The sequence below is a fragment of the Mesorhizobium sp. LNHC232B00 genome (genome assembly GCF_000502435.1).
GTDB classification, from domain to species: Bacteria; Pseudomonadota; Alphaproteobacteria; order Rhizobiales; family Rhizobiaceae; genus Mesorhizobium; species Mesorhizobium opportunistum.
This window is the reverse complement of sequence record NZ_AYWP01000002.1, coordinates 49,607-62,891: the sequence shown is the minus strand read 5'-3', so window position 1 is coordinate 62,891 and position 13,285 is coordinate 49,607. Positions and strand designations below refer to the sequence as shown.

General features: G+C 64.1%; 18 protein-coding genes. 11 read left to right on the top strand and 7 right to left on the bottom strand.

Annotated features, from left to right (window positions below; translation table 11 throughout):
- Window positions 1-24 precede the first annotated feature (24 nt).
- The 4 genes from X743_RS166160 (at window position 25) to X743_RS166175 (ending at window position 4,071) form a co-directional block, all read left to right on the top strand.
- The gene (locus X743_RS166160; protein WP_023763722.1) at window positions 25-1,221 is read left to right on the top strand and encodes a phosphoglycerate kinase; all 1,197 of its coding nucleotides are present in this window, start codon (window positions 25-27) and stop codon (window positions 1,219-1,221) included.
- Between the two features lie 149 nt (window positions 1,222-1,370).
- Window positions 1,371-2,396, top strand: coding sequence for a class I fructose-bisphosphate aldolase (locus tag X743_RS166165; protein WP_023763721.1), 1,026 nt, complete (start codon window positions 1,371-1,373; stop codon window positions 2,394-2,396).
- 161 nt (window positions 2,397-2,557) lie between these two features.
- The gene (locus X743_RS166170) at window positions 2,558-3,298 is read left to right on the top strand and encodes a thioredoxin family protein (protein WP_023763720.1); all 741 of its coding nucleotides are present in this window, start codon (window positions 2,558-2,560) and stop codon (window positions 3,296-3,298) included.
- Between the two features lie 59 nt (window positions 3,299-3,357).
- Window positions 3,358-4,071, top strand: coding sequence for an SGNH/GDSL hydrolase family protein (locus tag X743_RS166175; protein WP_023763719.1), 714 nt, complete (start codon window positions 3,358-3,360; stop codon window positions 4,069-4,071).
- 32 nt (window positions 4,072-4,103) lie between these two features.
- On the opposite strand, the gene X743_RS28755 is transcribed toward X743_RS166175, so the two are convergent.
- Together X743_RS28755 and X743_RS166180 are read right to left on the bottom strand one after the other, a co-directional pair.
- Window positions 4,104-4,265: a hypothetical protein gene (locus X743_RS28755; protein WP_023763718.1), complete on the bottom strand. Its 162-nt coding sequence runs from the start codon at window positions 4,263-4,265 to the stop codon at window positions 4,104-4,106.
- Between the two features lie 116 nt (window positions 4,266-4,381).
- Window positions 4,382-5,329: a ring-cleaving dioxygenase gene (locus X743_RS166180; RefSeq protein ID WP_023763717.1), complete on the bottom strand. Its 948-nt coding sequence runs from the start codon at window positions 5,327-5,329 to the stop codon at window positions 4,382-4,384.
- A 298-nt stretch (window positions 5,330-5,627) separates the two neighbouring features.
- Between X743_RS166180 and X743_RS1000000170270 the strand changes: the two genes are divergently transcribed.
- From X743_RS1000000170270 to X743_RS166195, 4 genes are all read left to right on the top strand, one after another.
- Window positions 5,628-5,795: a hypothetical protein gene (locus X743_RS1000000170270; RefSeq protein ID WP_013892624.1), complete on the top strand. Its 168-nt coding sequence runs from the start codon at window positions 5,628-5,630 to the stop codon at window positions 5,793-5,795.
- A 104-nt stretch (window positions 5,796-5,899) separates the two neighbouring features.
- On the top strand, window positions 5,900-6,490 hold the full coding sequence (locus X743_RS166185; protein WP_023763716.1) for a DJ-1/PfpI family protein: 591 nt from the start codon (window positions 5,900-5,902) through the stop codon (window positions 6,488-6,490).
- A 66-nt stretch (window positions 6,491-6,556) separates the two neighbouring features.
- Window positions 6,557-6,964, top strand: a complete 408-nt coding sequence (locus X743_RS166190; RefSeq protein WP_013892622.1) for a hypothetical protein — start codon at window positions 6,557-6,559, stop codon at window positions 6,962-6,964.
- Window positions 6,965-7,132: 168 nt separating this feature from the next.
- The gene (locus X743_RS166195) at window positions 7,133-7,852 is read left to right on the top strand and encodes a YafY family protein (protein ID WP_013529238.1); all 720 of its coding nucleotides are present in this window, start codon (window positions 7,133-7,135) and stop codon (window positions 7,850-7,852) included.
- Between the two features lie 49 nt (window positions 7,853-7,901).
- Here X743_RS166195 and X743_RS166200 read toward each other — a convergent pair whose 3' ends face one another.
- The 3 genes from X743_RS166200 to X743_RS166205 all read right to left on the bottom strand — a co-directional run bounded on the left by X743_RS166200 (window position 7,902) and on the right by X743_RS166205 (window position 10,408).
- Window positions 7,902-8,597 carry a DUF1013 domain-containing protein gene (locus X743_RS166200; RefSeq protein WP_023763715.1) on the bottom strand — a complete coding sequence of 232 codons (696 nt, stop codon included), beginning with the start codon at window positions 8,595-8,597 and terminating at the stop codon, window positions 7,902-7,904.
- 436 nt (window positions 8,598-9,033) lie between these two features.
- Window positions 9,034-9,174 carry a DUF1127 domain-containing protein gene (locus X743_RS1000000170265; RefSeq protein ID WP_013892619.1) on the bottom strand — a complete coding sequence of 47 codons (141 nt, stop codon included), beginning with the start codon at window positions 9,172-9,174 and terminating at the stop codon, window positions 9,034-9,036.
- A 223-nt stretch (window positions 9,175-9,397) separates the two neighbouring features.
- Window positions 9,398-10,408: an NAD(P)H-quinone oxidoreductase gene (locus X743_RS166205; RefSeq protein WP_031257399.1), complete on the bottom strand. Its 1,011-nt coding sequence runs from the start codon at window positions 10,406-10,408 to the stop codon at window positions 9,398-9,400.
- A 122-nt stretch (window positions 10,409-10,530) separates the two neighbouring features.
- Here X743_RS166205 and X743_RS166210 point away from each other — a divergent pair, with 122 nt between their 5' ends.
- The 3 genes from X743_RS166210 to X743_RS166220 all read left to right on the top strand — a co-directional run bounded on the left by X743_RS166210 (window position 10,531) and on the right by X743_RS166220 (window position 12,358).
- Window positions 10,531-10,725 carry a DUF1192 domain-containing protein gene (locus X743_RS166210; protein ID WP_023763713.1) on the top strand — a complete coding sequence of 65 codons (195 nt, stop codon included), beginning with the start codon at window positions 10,531-10,533 and terminating at the stop codon, window positions 10,723-10,725.
- Between the two features lie 90 nt (window positions 10,726-10,815).
- Complete coding sequence (locus tag X743_RS166215) at window positions 10,816-12,063, top strand: MFS transporter (RefSeq protein WP_023763712.1); 1,248 nt, start codon at window positions 10,816-10,818, stop codon at window positions 12,061-12,063.
- A gap of 31 nt (window positions 12,064-12,094) precedes the next feature.
- Window positions 12,095-12,358 carry a metalloregulator ArsR/SmtB family transcription factor gene (locus tag X743_RS166220; protein WP_023763711.1) on the top strand — a complete coding sequence of 88 codons (264 nt, stop codon included), beginning with the start codon at window positions 12,095-12,097 and terminating at the stop codon, window positions 12,356-12,358.
- A 31-nt stretch (window positions 12,359-12,389) separates the two neighbouring features.
- Here the strand turns inward: X743_RS166220 and X743_RS166225 are convergent, their stop codons facing one another.
- Together X743_RS166225 and X743_RS0135350 are read right to left on the bottom strand one after the other, a co-directional pair.
- The gene (locus X743_RS166225) at window positions 12,390-12,854 is read right to left on the bottom strand and encodes an SRPBCC family protein (RefSeq protein ID WP_023763710.1); all 465 of its coding nucleotides are present in this window, start codon (window positions 12,852-12,854) and stop codon (window positions 12,390-12,392) included.
- Window positions 12,855-12,956: 102 nt separating this feature from the next.
- The gene (locus X743_RS0135350) at window positions 12,957-13,280 is read right to left on the bottom strand and encodes a metalloregulator ArsR/SmtB family transcription factor (RefSeq protein WP_031257398.1); all 324 of its coding nucleotides are present in this window, start codon (window positions 13,278-13,280) and stop codon (window positions 12,957-12,959) included.
- Window positions 13,281-13,285: the final 5 nt, after the last annotated feature.

Sequence of the window (13,285 nt, the reverse complement as noted above, 5' to 3'; positions counted from 1 at the left end):
GATTTTTCGAGGAAAGGGATCGGCATGGCTGCCTTCAGGACACTGGACGACATCGGCAACATCAGCGGCAAGCGCGTGCTGGTGCGCGTCGACCTCAACGTTCCCGTCGCCGACGGCAAGGTCACCGACGCCACCCGCATCGAGCGCATCGCGCCGACCATCGCCGAGCTGTCCGGCAAGGGCGCCAAGGTCATCCTGCTCGCCCATTTCGGCCGCCCCAAGGATGGCCCCTCTCCCGAATTCTCGCTGGAGCCGATCGCGAAAGCGACGGCGCAGGTGCTCGGCCGTCCCGTCGGCTTTGCCTCGGACTGCGTCGGCGACACGGCGGGAAGCGCGGTCGCTGCAATGAACAAGGGCGACGTGCTGCTGCTCGAAAACACCCGCTTCTACAAGGCCGAGGAGAAGAACGATCCGGCCTTCACCGAACGGCTCGCCGCCAATGGCGACATCTTCGTCAACGACGCCTTTTCGGCGGCGCATCGCGCCCATTCATCGACGGAAGGGTTGGCGCACCTGTTGCCGGCCTTCGCCGGCCGCACCATGCAGGCCGAACTCGAAGCATTGGAGAAGGGTCTGGGCAACCCGGTCCGTCCGGTCGTCGCCATCGTCGGCGGCGCCAAGGTCTCGACCAAGATCGACCTGTTGATGAATCTGGTGAAGAAGGTCGATGCGCTGGTCATCGGTGGCGGCATGGCCAACACCTTCCTCGCCGCGCGCGGCACCAGTGTCGGCAAGTCGCTGTGCGAGCATGATTTGGCCGCGACCGCCAAGCAGATCATGATCGAGGCGGCCGAGGCCGGCTGCGCCATCATCCTGCCGGTCGACGGCGTCGTCGCCAAGGAATTCAAGGCGGGCGCTGCCTGCGAAACCGTCGCCATCTCGGAGGTGCCGGCCGACGGCATGATCCTCGATGTCGGCGCAAAGACCGTGACGGCCGTCGGCGAATGGATCGACCGCGCCGCGACACTGGTCTGGAACGGCCCGCTCGGCGCCTTCGAAATCGCTCCCTTCGATCACGCCACGGTGGCCGCGGCCAAGCATGCCGCGGCGCGCACCAAGGCCGGCAAGCTGGTCTCCGTTGCCGGGGGCGGCGATACGGTGGCAGCGCTCAACCACGCCGGTGTCGCCGACGACTTCACCTATGTCTCGACCGCCGGCGGCGCGTTCCTGGAATGGATGGAAGGCAAGCCGCTGCCCGGCGTCGACGTGCTGAAGCGGTAGGCATTCCAGGAAAAACGGGCAGTCCGATCAACTCGGCGAGAGCCGGAGAGGCGGCCCGGGACTTTCAATCGATTCGAGCTTTCCGATGCCATTCCTTTGGCGGTAGACTTCCGTTATGCGCGGAAGAACCCCTTCAGGAGGAAGCAAGTATGAGCGAACGTCTCGAAGACATTGCCGCCGCGATGGTGGCGGGCGGCAAGGGCCTGCTGGCCGCCGATGAAAGCTCGGGCACGATCAAGAAGCGCTTCGACGTCATCGGCGTCGAATCGACCGCCGATAGCCGCCGCGACTACCGCGAGATGATGTTCCGCGCCAAGGACGCGATGACGAAGTATATTTCCGGCGTCATCCTCTACGACGAGACGATCCGCCAGAAGGCCGCCGACGGCACGCCGCTGGTCGACATCATCAAGGCTTCTGGCGCCATTCCCGGCATCAAGGTCGATGCCGGCGCCAAGCCGCTGGCCGGCTTTCCCGGCGACACCGTCTCCGAAGGCCTCGATGGCCTGCGCGAGCGGCTTGCCGACTATTACCAGCTCGGCGCCCGCTTCGCCAAATGGCGCGCGGTGATCGACATCGATACCGGCAAGGGCGTGCCCTCGGCCACCTCGATCGCTGCGAACACCCACGCGCTCGCCCGCTATGCAGCGCTTTGCCAGGAAGCCGGCATCGTGCCGATCGTCGAGCCGGAAGTGCTGATGGACGGCGCCCACGACATCGACACTTGCTACGAGATATCGAAGGCGACGCTGATCAAGCTCTATGACGAACTCCATGCAGCCCGCGTCGTGCTCGAAGGCACCATCCTGAAGCCCAACATGGTCCTGTCGGGCAAGAAGTCAGGCACGGTGGACAGCCCTGACGAAGTCGCCGAGAAGACCATAAAACTGTTCCGCCAGACGGTGCCCGCGGCGGTGCCGGGCATCGCCTTCCTTTCCGGGGGCCAGGAGGACGAGGAGGCGACCGCAAACCTCAGCGCGATCAACGCCATCGGTCCGCACCCGTGGAAGCTGACCTTCTCCTACGGCCGCGCGCTGCAGGCCGCCCCGCAGAAGGCTTGGAGCGGCAAGGCTTCGAACGTCGCCGCCGGCCAGGCCGCCTTCACCCACCGCGCCCACATGAACCACCTTGCGGCGCTGGGCAAATGGAAAGCGAGCCTGGAACAGGCCGCCTGACCACATCTTTTCGTCTTCCTTCAAACCCGGGCCGCCGCGCCCGGGTTTTTGTTTGTGGCATGCCGGGCTTGGGACGGCGCGTCTCCACCCTTATCTCCTTGGCGGCGATGTCGGGTTTCGCTCGTCCCGAACGTCCTTGGGATGCAGACAGGGAGAGATTCATGCATCGCAACAAGGTTGTTTCACGCGAAGACTGGTTCCAGGCGCACAAGGCGCATCTGGCTCGCGAGAAGGAACTGACGCGGCTTCGCGAGCGCGTCGCGGCCGAGCGGCGCGGACTGCCGTGGCTGAAGATCAGGAAGGACTATGTCTTCGAGACCGGGCAAGGACCGAAGAAACTGGCCGACCTGTTTGGCGCCAACAGCCAGCTGATCGTCTACCACTTCATGTTCGGTCCGGGCTGCTCGCATCATTGCGAGGGCTGCTCCTTCCTCGCCGACCATATCGACGGCGCCAATCAGCACCTCAAGCACCACGACGTGTCGCTGGTCGTGATCTCGCGCGCGCCGCTGGCCGAGCTTCTGCCCTACAAGCAGCGCATGGGCTGGAAGTTCGACTGGGTGTCGTCCTATGCGTCGGATTTCAACTTCGACATGCAGGTCTCTTTCACCGACAGGCAGATCGCCGCCGGTGAAACCACCTACAATTTCGAGACCCGTCCCCGCACCTCGAAGGAACTTCCCGGCACCAGTGTTTTCTACAAGGACGAGACCGGCGACATCTTCCTCACTTTGATGTCGCGGGCCCGCGGCGGCGAGGCGCAGATCGGCACCTATGACTATCTCGACATGACGCCGAAGGGCCGCAACGAGAACGGTCCCTATCACGGCCTGATGGACTGGGTGCGGCTGCATGACGAATATCAGGACGACCAGGCCGGCAAGTCCAACTGCTGCGACTGAAGGCGTTCACCTCGGCCCGAACATGCGCTAAGCCTGCCTGATCATTTCACGGTATCGCCATGCGCTTCCCGGCCCTTCTCACCTGGCTCGCCTACCCCGTCTACGTCTGGCAGGGCTTGGGCGTGCGCCGTCGCACCACCCGCATGCTGCCGGCGCAGGGACCGGTCATGCATGAAATATCAGGCGAAGCGCCTGCGATCTCGCTGCTGGTGCTGGGCGACTCCTCGGCCGCCTCGGTCGGCATCGGCAATTCCGAGGACGGACTTGCCGCGCAACTCGCCGTCATGATTTCGCGGCGCACCGGCCGCACGGTCCGCTGGCGCGCCGCCGGCTTCAATTCGGCGACATCGGGCCAGGTTCGCGACCATGTCCTGCCCAATCTGTCGGCCGATCCGTGGACGCACATCGTGCTGGCCATCGGCACCAACGACACCAAGAATTTCCACTCGGTGCCGCGCTTCAAGAAGGAGTTCGGCGGCCTGCTCTACGGCCTGCGCGCCAAATGGCCGGAGGCGCGCGTGGTGTGGTCCCCGGTGCTGGAGTTCACGCGGGCACCGGCGATGCCGTCGCTGCTCGGCAAGATCCTGGAAGTCCGTGCCACCGCGATGAACCGAATGGGCGAGCGCCTGTGCCTCGAGCGCGGCGCGGTGCCCGCACCTCGCCTGCCGATCACCGATCCCGAGGCAGGGTTTGCCTCGGATGGCTTCCATGCCTCGGAGGCCGGCTACCGGGCTTGGGCCGAGCATCTTGTCGGCCCAGTGATCGCCGGCTGAACGCCGACCGGGTAGGCTCTGTCTTGGCCGCCCTATGTCAAATGCCCGAGCACGGCGGCCAGCGAGATCGCGGCCATGGCGAGCAGCGCCAGCTTCCAGAAATCAGCCCGTCGCTTGAGCCCGGGCCAGCCGAGCGGCTTGATCAGCTGGATGACCATGAAGCCTATAATGACAAGGGCGAGGAATTTCGTCATGCCGCCTTTGACCAGCAACGTGGCTGGCTGTCAAAGCGGATCGTCCGGTCTCCGGGAAAGAACCGGCGCCGCGATCCCGAACCGGGACGCGGCGCCCGCCTTGAGCGCGCAGCGGCCTATTTCAGCGGCTTCAGCCCAGCCTCGATCGAAGCGCGCCTTGCTTCGAGGAATGGCGGCAGGGCCAGGCTTTCGCCCAGCGTCTCCAGCGGCTCATCGGCGGTGAAGCCCGGCCCATCGGTGGCGATCTCGAACAGGATGCCGTTCGGCTCGCGGAAATAGAGCGAGCGGAAGTAATAGCGCTCGACCTCGCCGCTCGACGGCAGGCGGAATTCGGCCAGGCGCGCCGTCCACTGATGCAGCGTCTCCTGGTCCGGCGCCCTGAACGCAACGTGATGGACCGCACCGGTGCCTTGCCTTGCCGGCGCGACACCTGGCTGCACCAGGACATGCAGCTCCGCCGCCGGCCCACCCTCGCCCATTTCAAAGACGTGAACCTGGCCTTCCGGCGACGCATACTCCCGCGCCTTGCGCATGTTCATGACCCCCCTCACCACCGCCTCGGTGTTGGTGATGTCGGGGACACTGATGACGATCGGTCCGAGCCCGCGGATCTGGTGCTCGGCCGGAACCGGACTTTGCGCCCAGGGATGACTGTCGCCCTTGCCGCCATCACTGACCAGCCGCAGGCGCTGGCCCTCGGGGTCTTCGAAATCCAGGCTGGCATAGCCGCCAGTCTCGGTGATTTCTCCCGTCGCGATCGTCTCGCCGGTCAGGCGCTGTTTCCACCAAGCAAGGCTATCCCGGCTGCCGACCCTGAGGCTGGTCCGCACGATGCTGTGCGTCCCGCGCCGCTCGCTCCCGACCGGCCAGTCGAAGAAGGTGAGGTCGGTGCCCGGCGAAGCCTCGCCGTCAGCGTAAAAAAGGTGGTAGGCCGAGGTGTCGTCCTGGTTCACCGTCTTCTTGACCAGCCGCAACCCTAGCACCTTCGTGTAGAAGTGAAGATTGCCGGGCGCGTTGGCCGTGATGGCGGTGAGATGGTGGATTCCTGTCAGTTGCAGGCTCATGGGGCGTCTCCCTGTTTTTGGGGGGAATTTTCTCCCTCCATATCGGAACGGCAGCCATGACGCTGAAGGCCTTGCGCTCCGACAGTCCGTCGCTGCTGATTGAACAATGGCAGATTGATTTGCTCCTACTCAGTGAACAATCGACTGTCCGTAAGCTGGTCGGAGGCCGTGGTCCAAGAGCCACTCTCCGGCGACCCCGCCCGTGCGCGCTATTGTCGTGCGCCCTGCCATCCTCCTGACAGACTGCTGTCAGGAGGGGTATGCGATACTGCCTCCAGTCAGAGAGAGGAGAATAGTCATGAACGGGTTTACCATTCTTCGCGGCGTGCAGCACTATGTCGGCAAGGTGCGGACCATGCGCAACGAGATCCGCACCCAGCGCTTCATGAATTCGCTGCCGGCGGACATCCGCAAGGATATCGGCTGGCCGGACATGTATGCCGATCGTCGCCATCGCGGCAATTGAGACAAGATTTCGAGACAGCGCGTTGGACATGGGCGCGTCAACGCCCAGATATATCGCGACATGCATGAAAACAAAGTCCGGCGCTAAAGGGATGGAGCGAGCTTATGCCTGATCGGAAGACAATCGGCTTTCTGTTCATCGAAGGCTTCGCCGACTGGGAATATGGCTTGCTGGCGGCCTCGGCGGTGGAATGGTTCGGCGCCCGCGCCGTCTCGCTGACGCCTGAAGGCAAGCCGGTAACCGGAATCAGCGGTTTTCGGCTAACGCCCGACCGCTCCGCGAGTGTCGATGAGAATGCAGATCTCGATGCCGTCGCCGTAATCGGTTCCGATCAATGGGCGGGCAAGGCACAGCCGGATGTCGCAGGACTGCTTACGGCCGTCGCGTCCCGCGACGGCGTCGTTGGCGGCATCTGCGCCGGGACGCTTGCGCTGGCCCGGGCCGGCCTGTTCGCGAAGGCCAGGCATACCAGCAATGGCCGCGACTGGATCAACCGCCACGAAACCGGTTATGCCGGCGACATCAACTACCAGGACGTCCTGCATGCCGTGGCCGACGGCAGGATCGTTTCCGCGCCGGGTTCGGCGCCCGGCACCTTCGCCCTTGCCTTTTTGCAGACGCTCTACCCCGAAAAGGGCGGCGATCTCGCGCAGATGCGGGGGCTGTTCGCCAGGGAGTATGCTGAAGCCTCCTGACAGTATGCTGTCAGTAGCTGCGTGCGATGGTGGGATAATGCGCATGGCCGGCCGAGAGGACGATCGATGAAAAGCTGGAACGACAGGCTGAACACGCCGGGCATCAACGGCGTGAAACCAACGCCGCGCACGATGGGAGACGTCGTCGAAGGCCAGCCGATGCTGGTGCCGACGGCGCGGCAGGTCGACGATTTCATCCGTTCCATTCCCCAAGGCGTCGAGATGGACGTGCGCGCGTTGCGCACCGCGCTTGCCGTCGAACATGGCGCCGAAGTGACATGCCCGGTCACCATAGGCTATCATCTGCGCACCGTTGCCGAAGCCGCCAGGGAGGATCTCGAACGCGGCATGACGCTGAGCGACATCGCCCCATTCTGGCGCGTGCTCGATGCGAAGACGCCGACAACGAAAAAACTGTCCTTTGGCGCGGAGTTCGTTGCCGCGCAGCGCAAGCGCGAAGGGCTGAAACCTTAATGCATGTCATTTGGAAGTGGATCCTGTCCGGGAGCCACTGCATGCATGGAGCAATTCCGGTGTGGAACGGTTTTCCGTCCGGAATTGCATCAAGACAAAGAGTTGGAGCAGGTCGCCGTTTCCATAAAACGGTGAACTGCTCCAGGAAAAACACTGGGGAAGCAAACGATGCGCCGCGCCGACAGGCTCTTTCAGATCGTGCAGCATCTGCGTGGTGGCCGTCTGGTCACCGCCCAGAAGCTCGGCACGTGGCTCGAGGTTTCCGAGCGAACGATCTATCGCGACATAGCCGACCTGCAGTCGACCGGGGTGCCGATCGACGGCGAGGCTGGCGTTGGCTACATGATGAGGGAGGGTTTCGACCTTCCGCCGCTGATGTTCACGCGTGACGAGATCGTGGCGCTGGTTGCCGGCGCGCGCATGGTGCGCGCCTTCGGCGGCGCCGCCATGGCGCGTGCCGCCGACGAGGCGCTGGTCAAGATCGGCGCCGTGCTTCCCGATGCCGAGAAGGACCGCATTGCCCGCACCGAGATCCACACGCCGATGTGGGTGGTCAGCGACGCCGCCCGCGAGGCGATCGACCTGATCGAGCGGGCGGTGGAAAAGCGCCAGGTGCTGACCATCGACTACTCGGACGAGGCAGGGCGCGGCACCGCGCGCGACATCCGGCCGCTCGGCCTGTGGTTCTGGGGCAAGGTATGGACGCTGGTCGCCTGGTGCGAGATGCGCGACGACTTCCGCGCCTTCCGCATCGACCGCATCGCCTCGGTGGTCATCGCCGGCCGCATCTTCAAGCCGGAGCGCGGCAAGCAGCTCGCCGACTTCTACCGCGCGGTGGAACGCAGCGAGGATTACGGCATGGCGCCGGACCGCGCGGCGCGAAGCTGACAAAAAAGCCCGCTCGAAGCGGGCTTTTTTGTCGTCATGTTGCGGGCGCTCATTTCTCGTCGTCGGAATCCTCGTCCTTCGATTTCAGTGCCGAGAGCTTGGCGAACACGGCGTTGGCATCGAGTTCGGCGTCCTCGTCCTTGGGCTTCTCCGGGGCCGGCACCAGCCGCTCGGTCAGGGCCGCCGGCAGCAGCGTGTCGCCGACCGGCTGTGCCTGTTCGCGGCCACGCGAAGCGCGGTTGACTTCCATGTCGAGGTCGATCTGCGAGGCAAGGCCCAGCGTCACCGGGTCCATCGGCTGCAGGTTGGCCGAATTCCAGTGCTTGCGTTCGCGGATCTGCTCGATCGTCGACTTGGTGGTGCCGACGAGGCGCGAAATCTGCGCGTCCTTGAGTTCGGGATGGTTGCGCACCAGCCACAGAATGGCATTCGGCCGGTCCTGGCGCTTCGACAGCGGCGTATAGCGCGGGCCTTTGCGCTTGGATTCGGGCACGCGAACCTTGGGGTCCGAAAGCTTCAGCCGATGGTTGGCATCCTTCTCGGCGCGCGCGATCTCGTCGCGGGTCAGCTGGCCGGTCATGATCGGGTCCATGCCCTTGATGCCTTGCGCCGATTCGCCATCGGCGATCGCCTTGACCTCGAGCGGATGCAGCCCGCAGAACTGCGCGATCTGCTCGAAGGAGAGCGCGGTGTTGTCGACCAGCCAGACGGCGGTCGCCTTGGGCATCAGCAGCGTATTGGCCATTTTTAAAAATCCTTCTCGTTCGCCCGCGTTCCCGCGCGGGCGGTGGTTTAGAGCCACCAAAATGGGAAATTCGCGGCCTGTATAACCGTTCCCTGCCCGTTTCGCAACGTTTTTGGATACACTCGCCGGAAACCGCGAACCGGAGGCTAACGGAACGGCTCGGCGCCCTTAAGCAGCGCCACCGGCCGGGTCTGCTGGCGGGTTGGCGCCACCACGCGGTCATGCGGCAACCGCCTGCCAAAGTGCCATGCCGAAAACTGAGGTCAAGCCCGCCGCCGCCGATATCACTGGACAGTTGACCGGCCGCTTTTTCTTGGCCCAAAAAGACAAAACCCGCCGGACAGTGTCCAGCGGGTTCGGAACCGGAGACGGGTAACGTCTCGACGGCTCTACTTCCAGGCGTGGACCCGGCCCTGTGGCCGGGTCACGCTTGAAGTCAGATCGCCTGACGGGCGATCCGTTCGATGTCGCCACGGTTGATGCCGAGGTCGCTGAGCTGACGTGCGTTGAGGCGGTTCAGTTCACGCACGGTCTCGTTGTACATACGCCAGTTACGGAAAGCGCGGATCGGGTTCATGGTAGTCCTCCAAATGGGGTGTTCGTTTCGATGATGCTCAAATAGTCATCATGGAGGGCGACTTGAATGACTGATTTTGCATAGCAATGATGCAAATGCTGCATTGCACCATTAAGGTTCTGTTTCATCTTGTAGGCAGGGCAGGCGGACGCGCAGGCCCAGGACGCAGAGATACCGGTCAGGCAGGCATCACCGAATATCGATACACCTATTCAACAGCCTGCTAGCCGACGTCGAGCACGATCTTGCCGATATGCTCGCCCTCTTCCATCCGCTCGTGCGCGCGCCAGGCTTCGCCAAGGGGGAAGATCATGTCCATGACGGGAGCAATCTTGCGTGTGCCAAGCAGGGGCCACACCTGCGCTTCGAGCGCTGCCGCGATCGCCGCCTTGAATTCGACGGTACGCGGCCGCAGCGTCGAACCCGTATGGGTCAGCCGCTTGACCATGATCTTCGAAAAATCGGCGCTGGCGATGGCGCCGGCCTGCACGGCGATCTGGACGATGCGGCCCTCGACCGCCGCGGCCTCGTAGTTCCGCTGGACATAATCGCCGCCGACCATGTCGAGGATGACATTGGCGCCCTTGCCATCCGTCGCCTCCTTGACCGCCGTGACGAAATCCTCCTCGCGATAGTTGATCGCCCGGTCGGCACCGAGCTTCAGGCAGGCGTCGCACTTCTCCTTGCTGCCGGCAGTGGTGACGACATAGGCGTCGAAGGCCGAGGCAAGCTGGATCGCCGTGGTGCCGATGCCGGACGAGCCGCCATGCACCAGCAGTGTCTCGCCCTTCTTCAGGCCGCCGCGTTCGAACACATTGTGCCAGACGGTGAAGTAATTCTCCGGCACCGCCGCCGCTTCGGTGTGGGTGAAGCCGGCCGGCAGCGGCAGCACACTGCCAGCATGGACTTTGACGTATTCGGCATAGCCGCCGCCAGGGGTGAGCGCGCAAACCCGGTCGCCGATGCGCCAGCGCGATATCTCGTCGCCAAGGGCGGCGACTTCACCCGACGCCTCCAGGCCCGGCAGGTCCGATGCGCCGGGCGGCGGCGGATAGGCGCCCTTGCGCTGCTGCACGTCGGGCCGGTTGACGCCGGCGGCATGCACCTTGATCAGGATCTCGCCGGGACCGGGCTGCGGCACATCGCGCATTTCCGGCTTCAGCACCCGTGGGCCGCCCGGCTCCGAAATTGCGATCGCCGTCATCCTTGCCGGAATTTTCTGTCCGCTCGCCATGAAGTTTCCCGTCTTTCCTCGCCGCATTCTTACCGGCTGTTTGCATCGACACCCCCGCCCTATGTATGCTCATTGCCAAATCAGGCAAATGGCCAATCTGGTGTGGCGGAGGAGGAGCAACGATGGCGATCTTCGACGACGAACCCAAGAAGAAGGCGCGCCCGCACGAGATCGGGCAGGATCTGGCGCTGCTGTCCGTCGGTGAACTGTCGGAACGGATCGGCATCCTGCGCGACGAGATCGCCAGGCTGGAGGCGGAGCTCAAAACCAAGGACAGCACCAAGTCGGCGGCCGAGGCACTGTTCCGCCGCGGATAATCCGTCAGCGGCACGGGCCGCCGCCGAAAAGCCCGAATGCGACTGTCTTCAGACCCTGTCACCCGTTCCAGAGTCCAGCCGGATCAAAAAATGCTCGCATCCTATAGACCGATCCTTTCCCTGCTTCGCGGCACCGCCTTCCTGCTGGCGGCATCGGGACTGCACGGGCTGCTGCTGCCGCTGCGCGGCCAGGTGGAGGGCTTCTCGACCGCATCGCTCGGCCTGATGGGCACGGCCTGGGCAGGCGGCTTCGTCACCGGCTGCTTCTTCGCGCCGCGCATCGTGCGCCGTGCCGGACATGTGCGCGCCTTCGGCGCCTTTGCCGCCTCCGGTGCCATCGTGGCGCTGCTCACCGGTCTCATCATCGACGAATATGTCTGGATCCTGCTGCGCGCCTTCACCGGCTTCACCATGGCCGGAGCCTTCATGGTCATCGAGAGCTGGCTGAACGAGAAAGCCACCAACGAGAACCGCGGCACCGTCTTCGGTCTCTACATGATGGTCACCTATGCCTCGATCATGGGCGGACAGATGATCGTCGCCGGCGGCGACGTGAAGTCGGCGTCGCTGTTCATGATCACCGGCATCCTGTTCTGCCTGTCGCTGATCCCGACCGCGGTGTCGACGGCGTCGCACCCCAAGCCGCTGCAGGACGTCAAGCTAGACGTCAAAGGGCTCTACGCCAACTCGCCGGTCTCCGCGATCGCCTGTCTATTGATCGGCATCGCCAATGGCGCCTGGGGCACGCTCGGTGCCGTCTATGGCGCTCGCATCGGCATCTCCACGGCGGAAATCGCCTTGATGATGAGCCTCGTGGTCGTTGCCGGCGCCGCCATGCAGCTTCCCGCCGGACGCCTGTCCGACAAGACCGACCGTCGTTTCGTGCTGGCGGGTGCCGCCTTCGGCGCGGCTCTCGTCGCGCTCATGATCTTCCTGTTCGAACCGCGCTCCGGTGTCTTCGTCATCGTCTTCACCGCAGCCTACGGCGCCTTCGCCTATACGCTCTATTCGATCGCCGTCGCGCATGCCAACGACCACGCCCGGTCGGAGGATTTCGTCAAGGTATCCGGAGGGCTGCTGCTGCTCTATGGCTTCGGCACGATGATCGGCCCTTTGCTGGCCGCGGCCCTGATGGGCTGGATGCGTCCGGAGGGCCTGTTCCTGGCAACCGCCTTCGCGCATCTCTGCCTGGGCGGCTACACGCTGCTGCGCATCAGCCGCCGCGCCCCGGTGCCGATCGAAGGCCGTGACGCCTTCAAGACCCAGCCGGCCGACCGCTCCGTGACGCCGGAAGCACTGCGTCTTGACCCAAGAAGAAAAGCAGAAGCAAGCAGTTGAGATTCGAAAGACTTTGCCCCACAAATAAGCGATGATGTTTTCCGACGCCTTCATGGCGATCGCCGACCCCAATCGGCGCCACCTTCTGGAAGAACTTCGACGCGGCCCGAAGACCGTCAACGAGTTGGCAGCCGGGCTGCCGGTTTCACGCCCGGCCGTCTCACAGCATCTGAAAGTCTTGCTCGACGCCGGTCTGGTCCATGCCAAGGCCGAAGGCACGCGGCGTGTCTATACAGTAAGCAACGCCGGCTTCCTGAGACTCAACATCTGGCTCGATCAATTTTGGGAAGCCTGATTTTTTGATGTGCTTGCCGGCTTCTCGGCCTTCAGTTGCCGGAGCTTAGAAAAGCGCCGAGCAGATCGAGCAACACCCCGGTCCCGTGCTCACGCGTGTCCGACGTGTCGTGACCGTCGAGGAAAGCACCCTGCTCGGTCAACACCAGCCGCGTGCCCTTGCCTTCGGCGCGAAGTTCGATCGTGGCCAGCGATACCGAGATGCGGGTTGCGCCGAACAGCATGTCATAGCTGTAGACGATGCGCTGGTCCGGCACGATGTCCTGATAGGTGGCGGTGTAGACGTGGATCGGCCCGTCCTTCGGCCCGCCGGCATTGACCTCCTTGCCGCCGACGCGAAAGTCCAATTCAAAACGGCCGGGCATCGGGTTGTCGGGATCGGTGAACCAGCGTCGCTTGGCGTCCGGGTTGCTGAGCGCGAAGAAGACTTTCGACGGCGGCGCCGGATAGAGGCGCTCGATGACGAAGGTGGAGTGCACAACGGATCGTTCGGTCATGGAATGCGTCCTCGTTGGTCAGCTGGAATGGTTCTGTGGAATGAAAACACCGCAGCGGTGGGCCGATCTGTTTTGCCGGGCATGATCGTCTCCTGCTTCGTTTCAACTTTCGGCGAGAAAGTCGCCGAGCCGATCAAGCCGGCGCTCCCAGGACAGACGTCGCTCATTGATCCAGTGTTCGGCCGCTCTCAAGGCTTTCGGCTCGATCTGGCAAGTCCGCACCCGCCCAACCTTGCGCGTGCGCACCAGCCCGCTTGCCTCCAGGAGGTTCAGGTGCTGAACGACGGCCGACAGCGACATCGCCAGCGGCTCGGCCAGCTGGCTGACAGAGGCAGGGCCGCGCGACAGCCGGTCGACCATCTGCCGCCGCGCCGGATCGGCGAGCGCCTGGAACATCAGGTCGAGCTGGGCGGGATCGTGCAGCATCGCGG

What these genes read in the sequence shown, in the direction of transcription:
- X743_RS166160 (WP_023763722.1), top strand. Translation starts at nt 25, where the DNA reads ATGGCTGCCTTCAGGACACTGGACGACATCGGCAACATCAGCGGCAAG.
- X743_RS166165 (WP_023763721.1), top strand. Translation starts at nt 1,371, where the DNA reads ATGAGCGAACGTCTCGAAGACATTGCCGCCGCGATGGTGGCGGGCGGC.
- X743_RS166170 (WP_023763720.1), top strand. Translation starts at nt 2,558, where the DNA reads ATGCATCGCAACAAGGTTGTTTCACGCGAAGACTGGTTCCAGGCGCAC.
- X743_RS166175 (WP_023763719.1), top strand. Translation starts at nt 3,358, where the DNA reads ATGCGCTTCCCGGCCCTTCTCACCTGGCTCGCCTACCCCGTCTACGTC.
- X743_RS28755 (WP_023763718.1), bottom strand. Translation starts at nt 4,265, where the DNA reads ATGACGAAATTCCTCGCCCTTGTCATTATAGGCTTCATGGTCATCCAG.
- X743_RS166180 (WP_023763717.1), bottom strand. Translation starts at nt 5,329, where the DNA reads ATGAGCCTGCAACTGACAGGAATCCACCATCTCACCGCCATCACGGCC.
- X743_RS1000000170270 (WP_013892624.1), top strand. Translation starts at nt 5,628, where the DNA reads ATGAACGGGTTTACCATTCTTCGCGGCGTGCAGCACTATGTCGGCAAG.
- X743_RS166185 (WP_023763716.1), top strand. Translation starts at nt 5,900, where the DNA reads ATGCCTGATCGGAAGACAATCGGCTTTCTGTTCATCGAAGGCTTCGCC.
- X743_RS166190 (WP_013892622.1), top strand. Translation starts at nt 6,557, where the DNA reads ATGAAAAGCTGGAACGACAGGCTGAACACGCCGGGCATCAACGGCGTG.
- X743_RS166195 (WP_013529238.1), top strand. Translation starts at nt 7,133, where the DNA reads ATGCGCCGCGCCGACAGGCTCTTTCAGATCGTGCAGCATCTGCGTGGT.
- X743_RS166200 (WP_023763715.1), bottom strand. Translation starts at nt 8,597, where the DNA reads ATGGCCAATACGCTGCTGATGCCCAAGGCGACCGCCGTCTGGCTGGTC.
- X743_RS1000000170265 (WP_013892619.1), bottom strand. Translation starts at nt 9,174, where the DNA reads ATGAACCCGATCCGCGCTTTCCGTAACTGGCGTATGTACAACGAGACC.
- X743_RS166205 (WP_031257399.1), bottom strand. Translation starts at nt 10,408, where the DNA reads ATGGCGAGCGGACAGAAAATTCCGGCAAGGATGACGGCGATCGCAATT.
- X743_RS166210 (WP_023763713.1), top strand. Translation starts at nt 10,531, where the DNA reads ATGGCGATCTTCGACGACGAACCCAAGAAGAAGGCGCGCCCGCACGAG.
- X743_RS166215 (WP_023763712.1), top strand. Translation starts at nt 10,816, where the DNA reads ATGCTCGCATCCTATAGACCGATCCTTTCCCTGCTTCGCGGCACCGCC.
- X743_RS166220 (WP_023763711.1), top strand. Translation starts at nt 12,095, where the DNA reads ATGATGTTTTCCGACGCCTTCATGGCGATCGCCGACCCCAATCGGCGC.
- X743_RS166225 (WP_023763710.1), bottom strand. Translation starts at nt 12,854, where the DNA reads ATGACCGAACGATCCGTTGTGCACTCCACCTTCGTCATCGAGCGCCTC.
- X743_RS0135350 (WP_031257398.1), bottom strand. Translation starts at nt 13,280, where the DNA reads ATGCTGCACGATCCCGCCCAGCTCGACCTGATGTTCCAGGCGCTCGCC.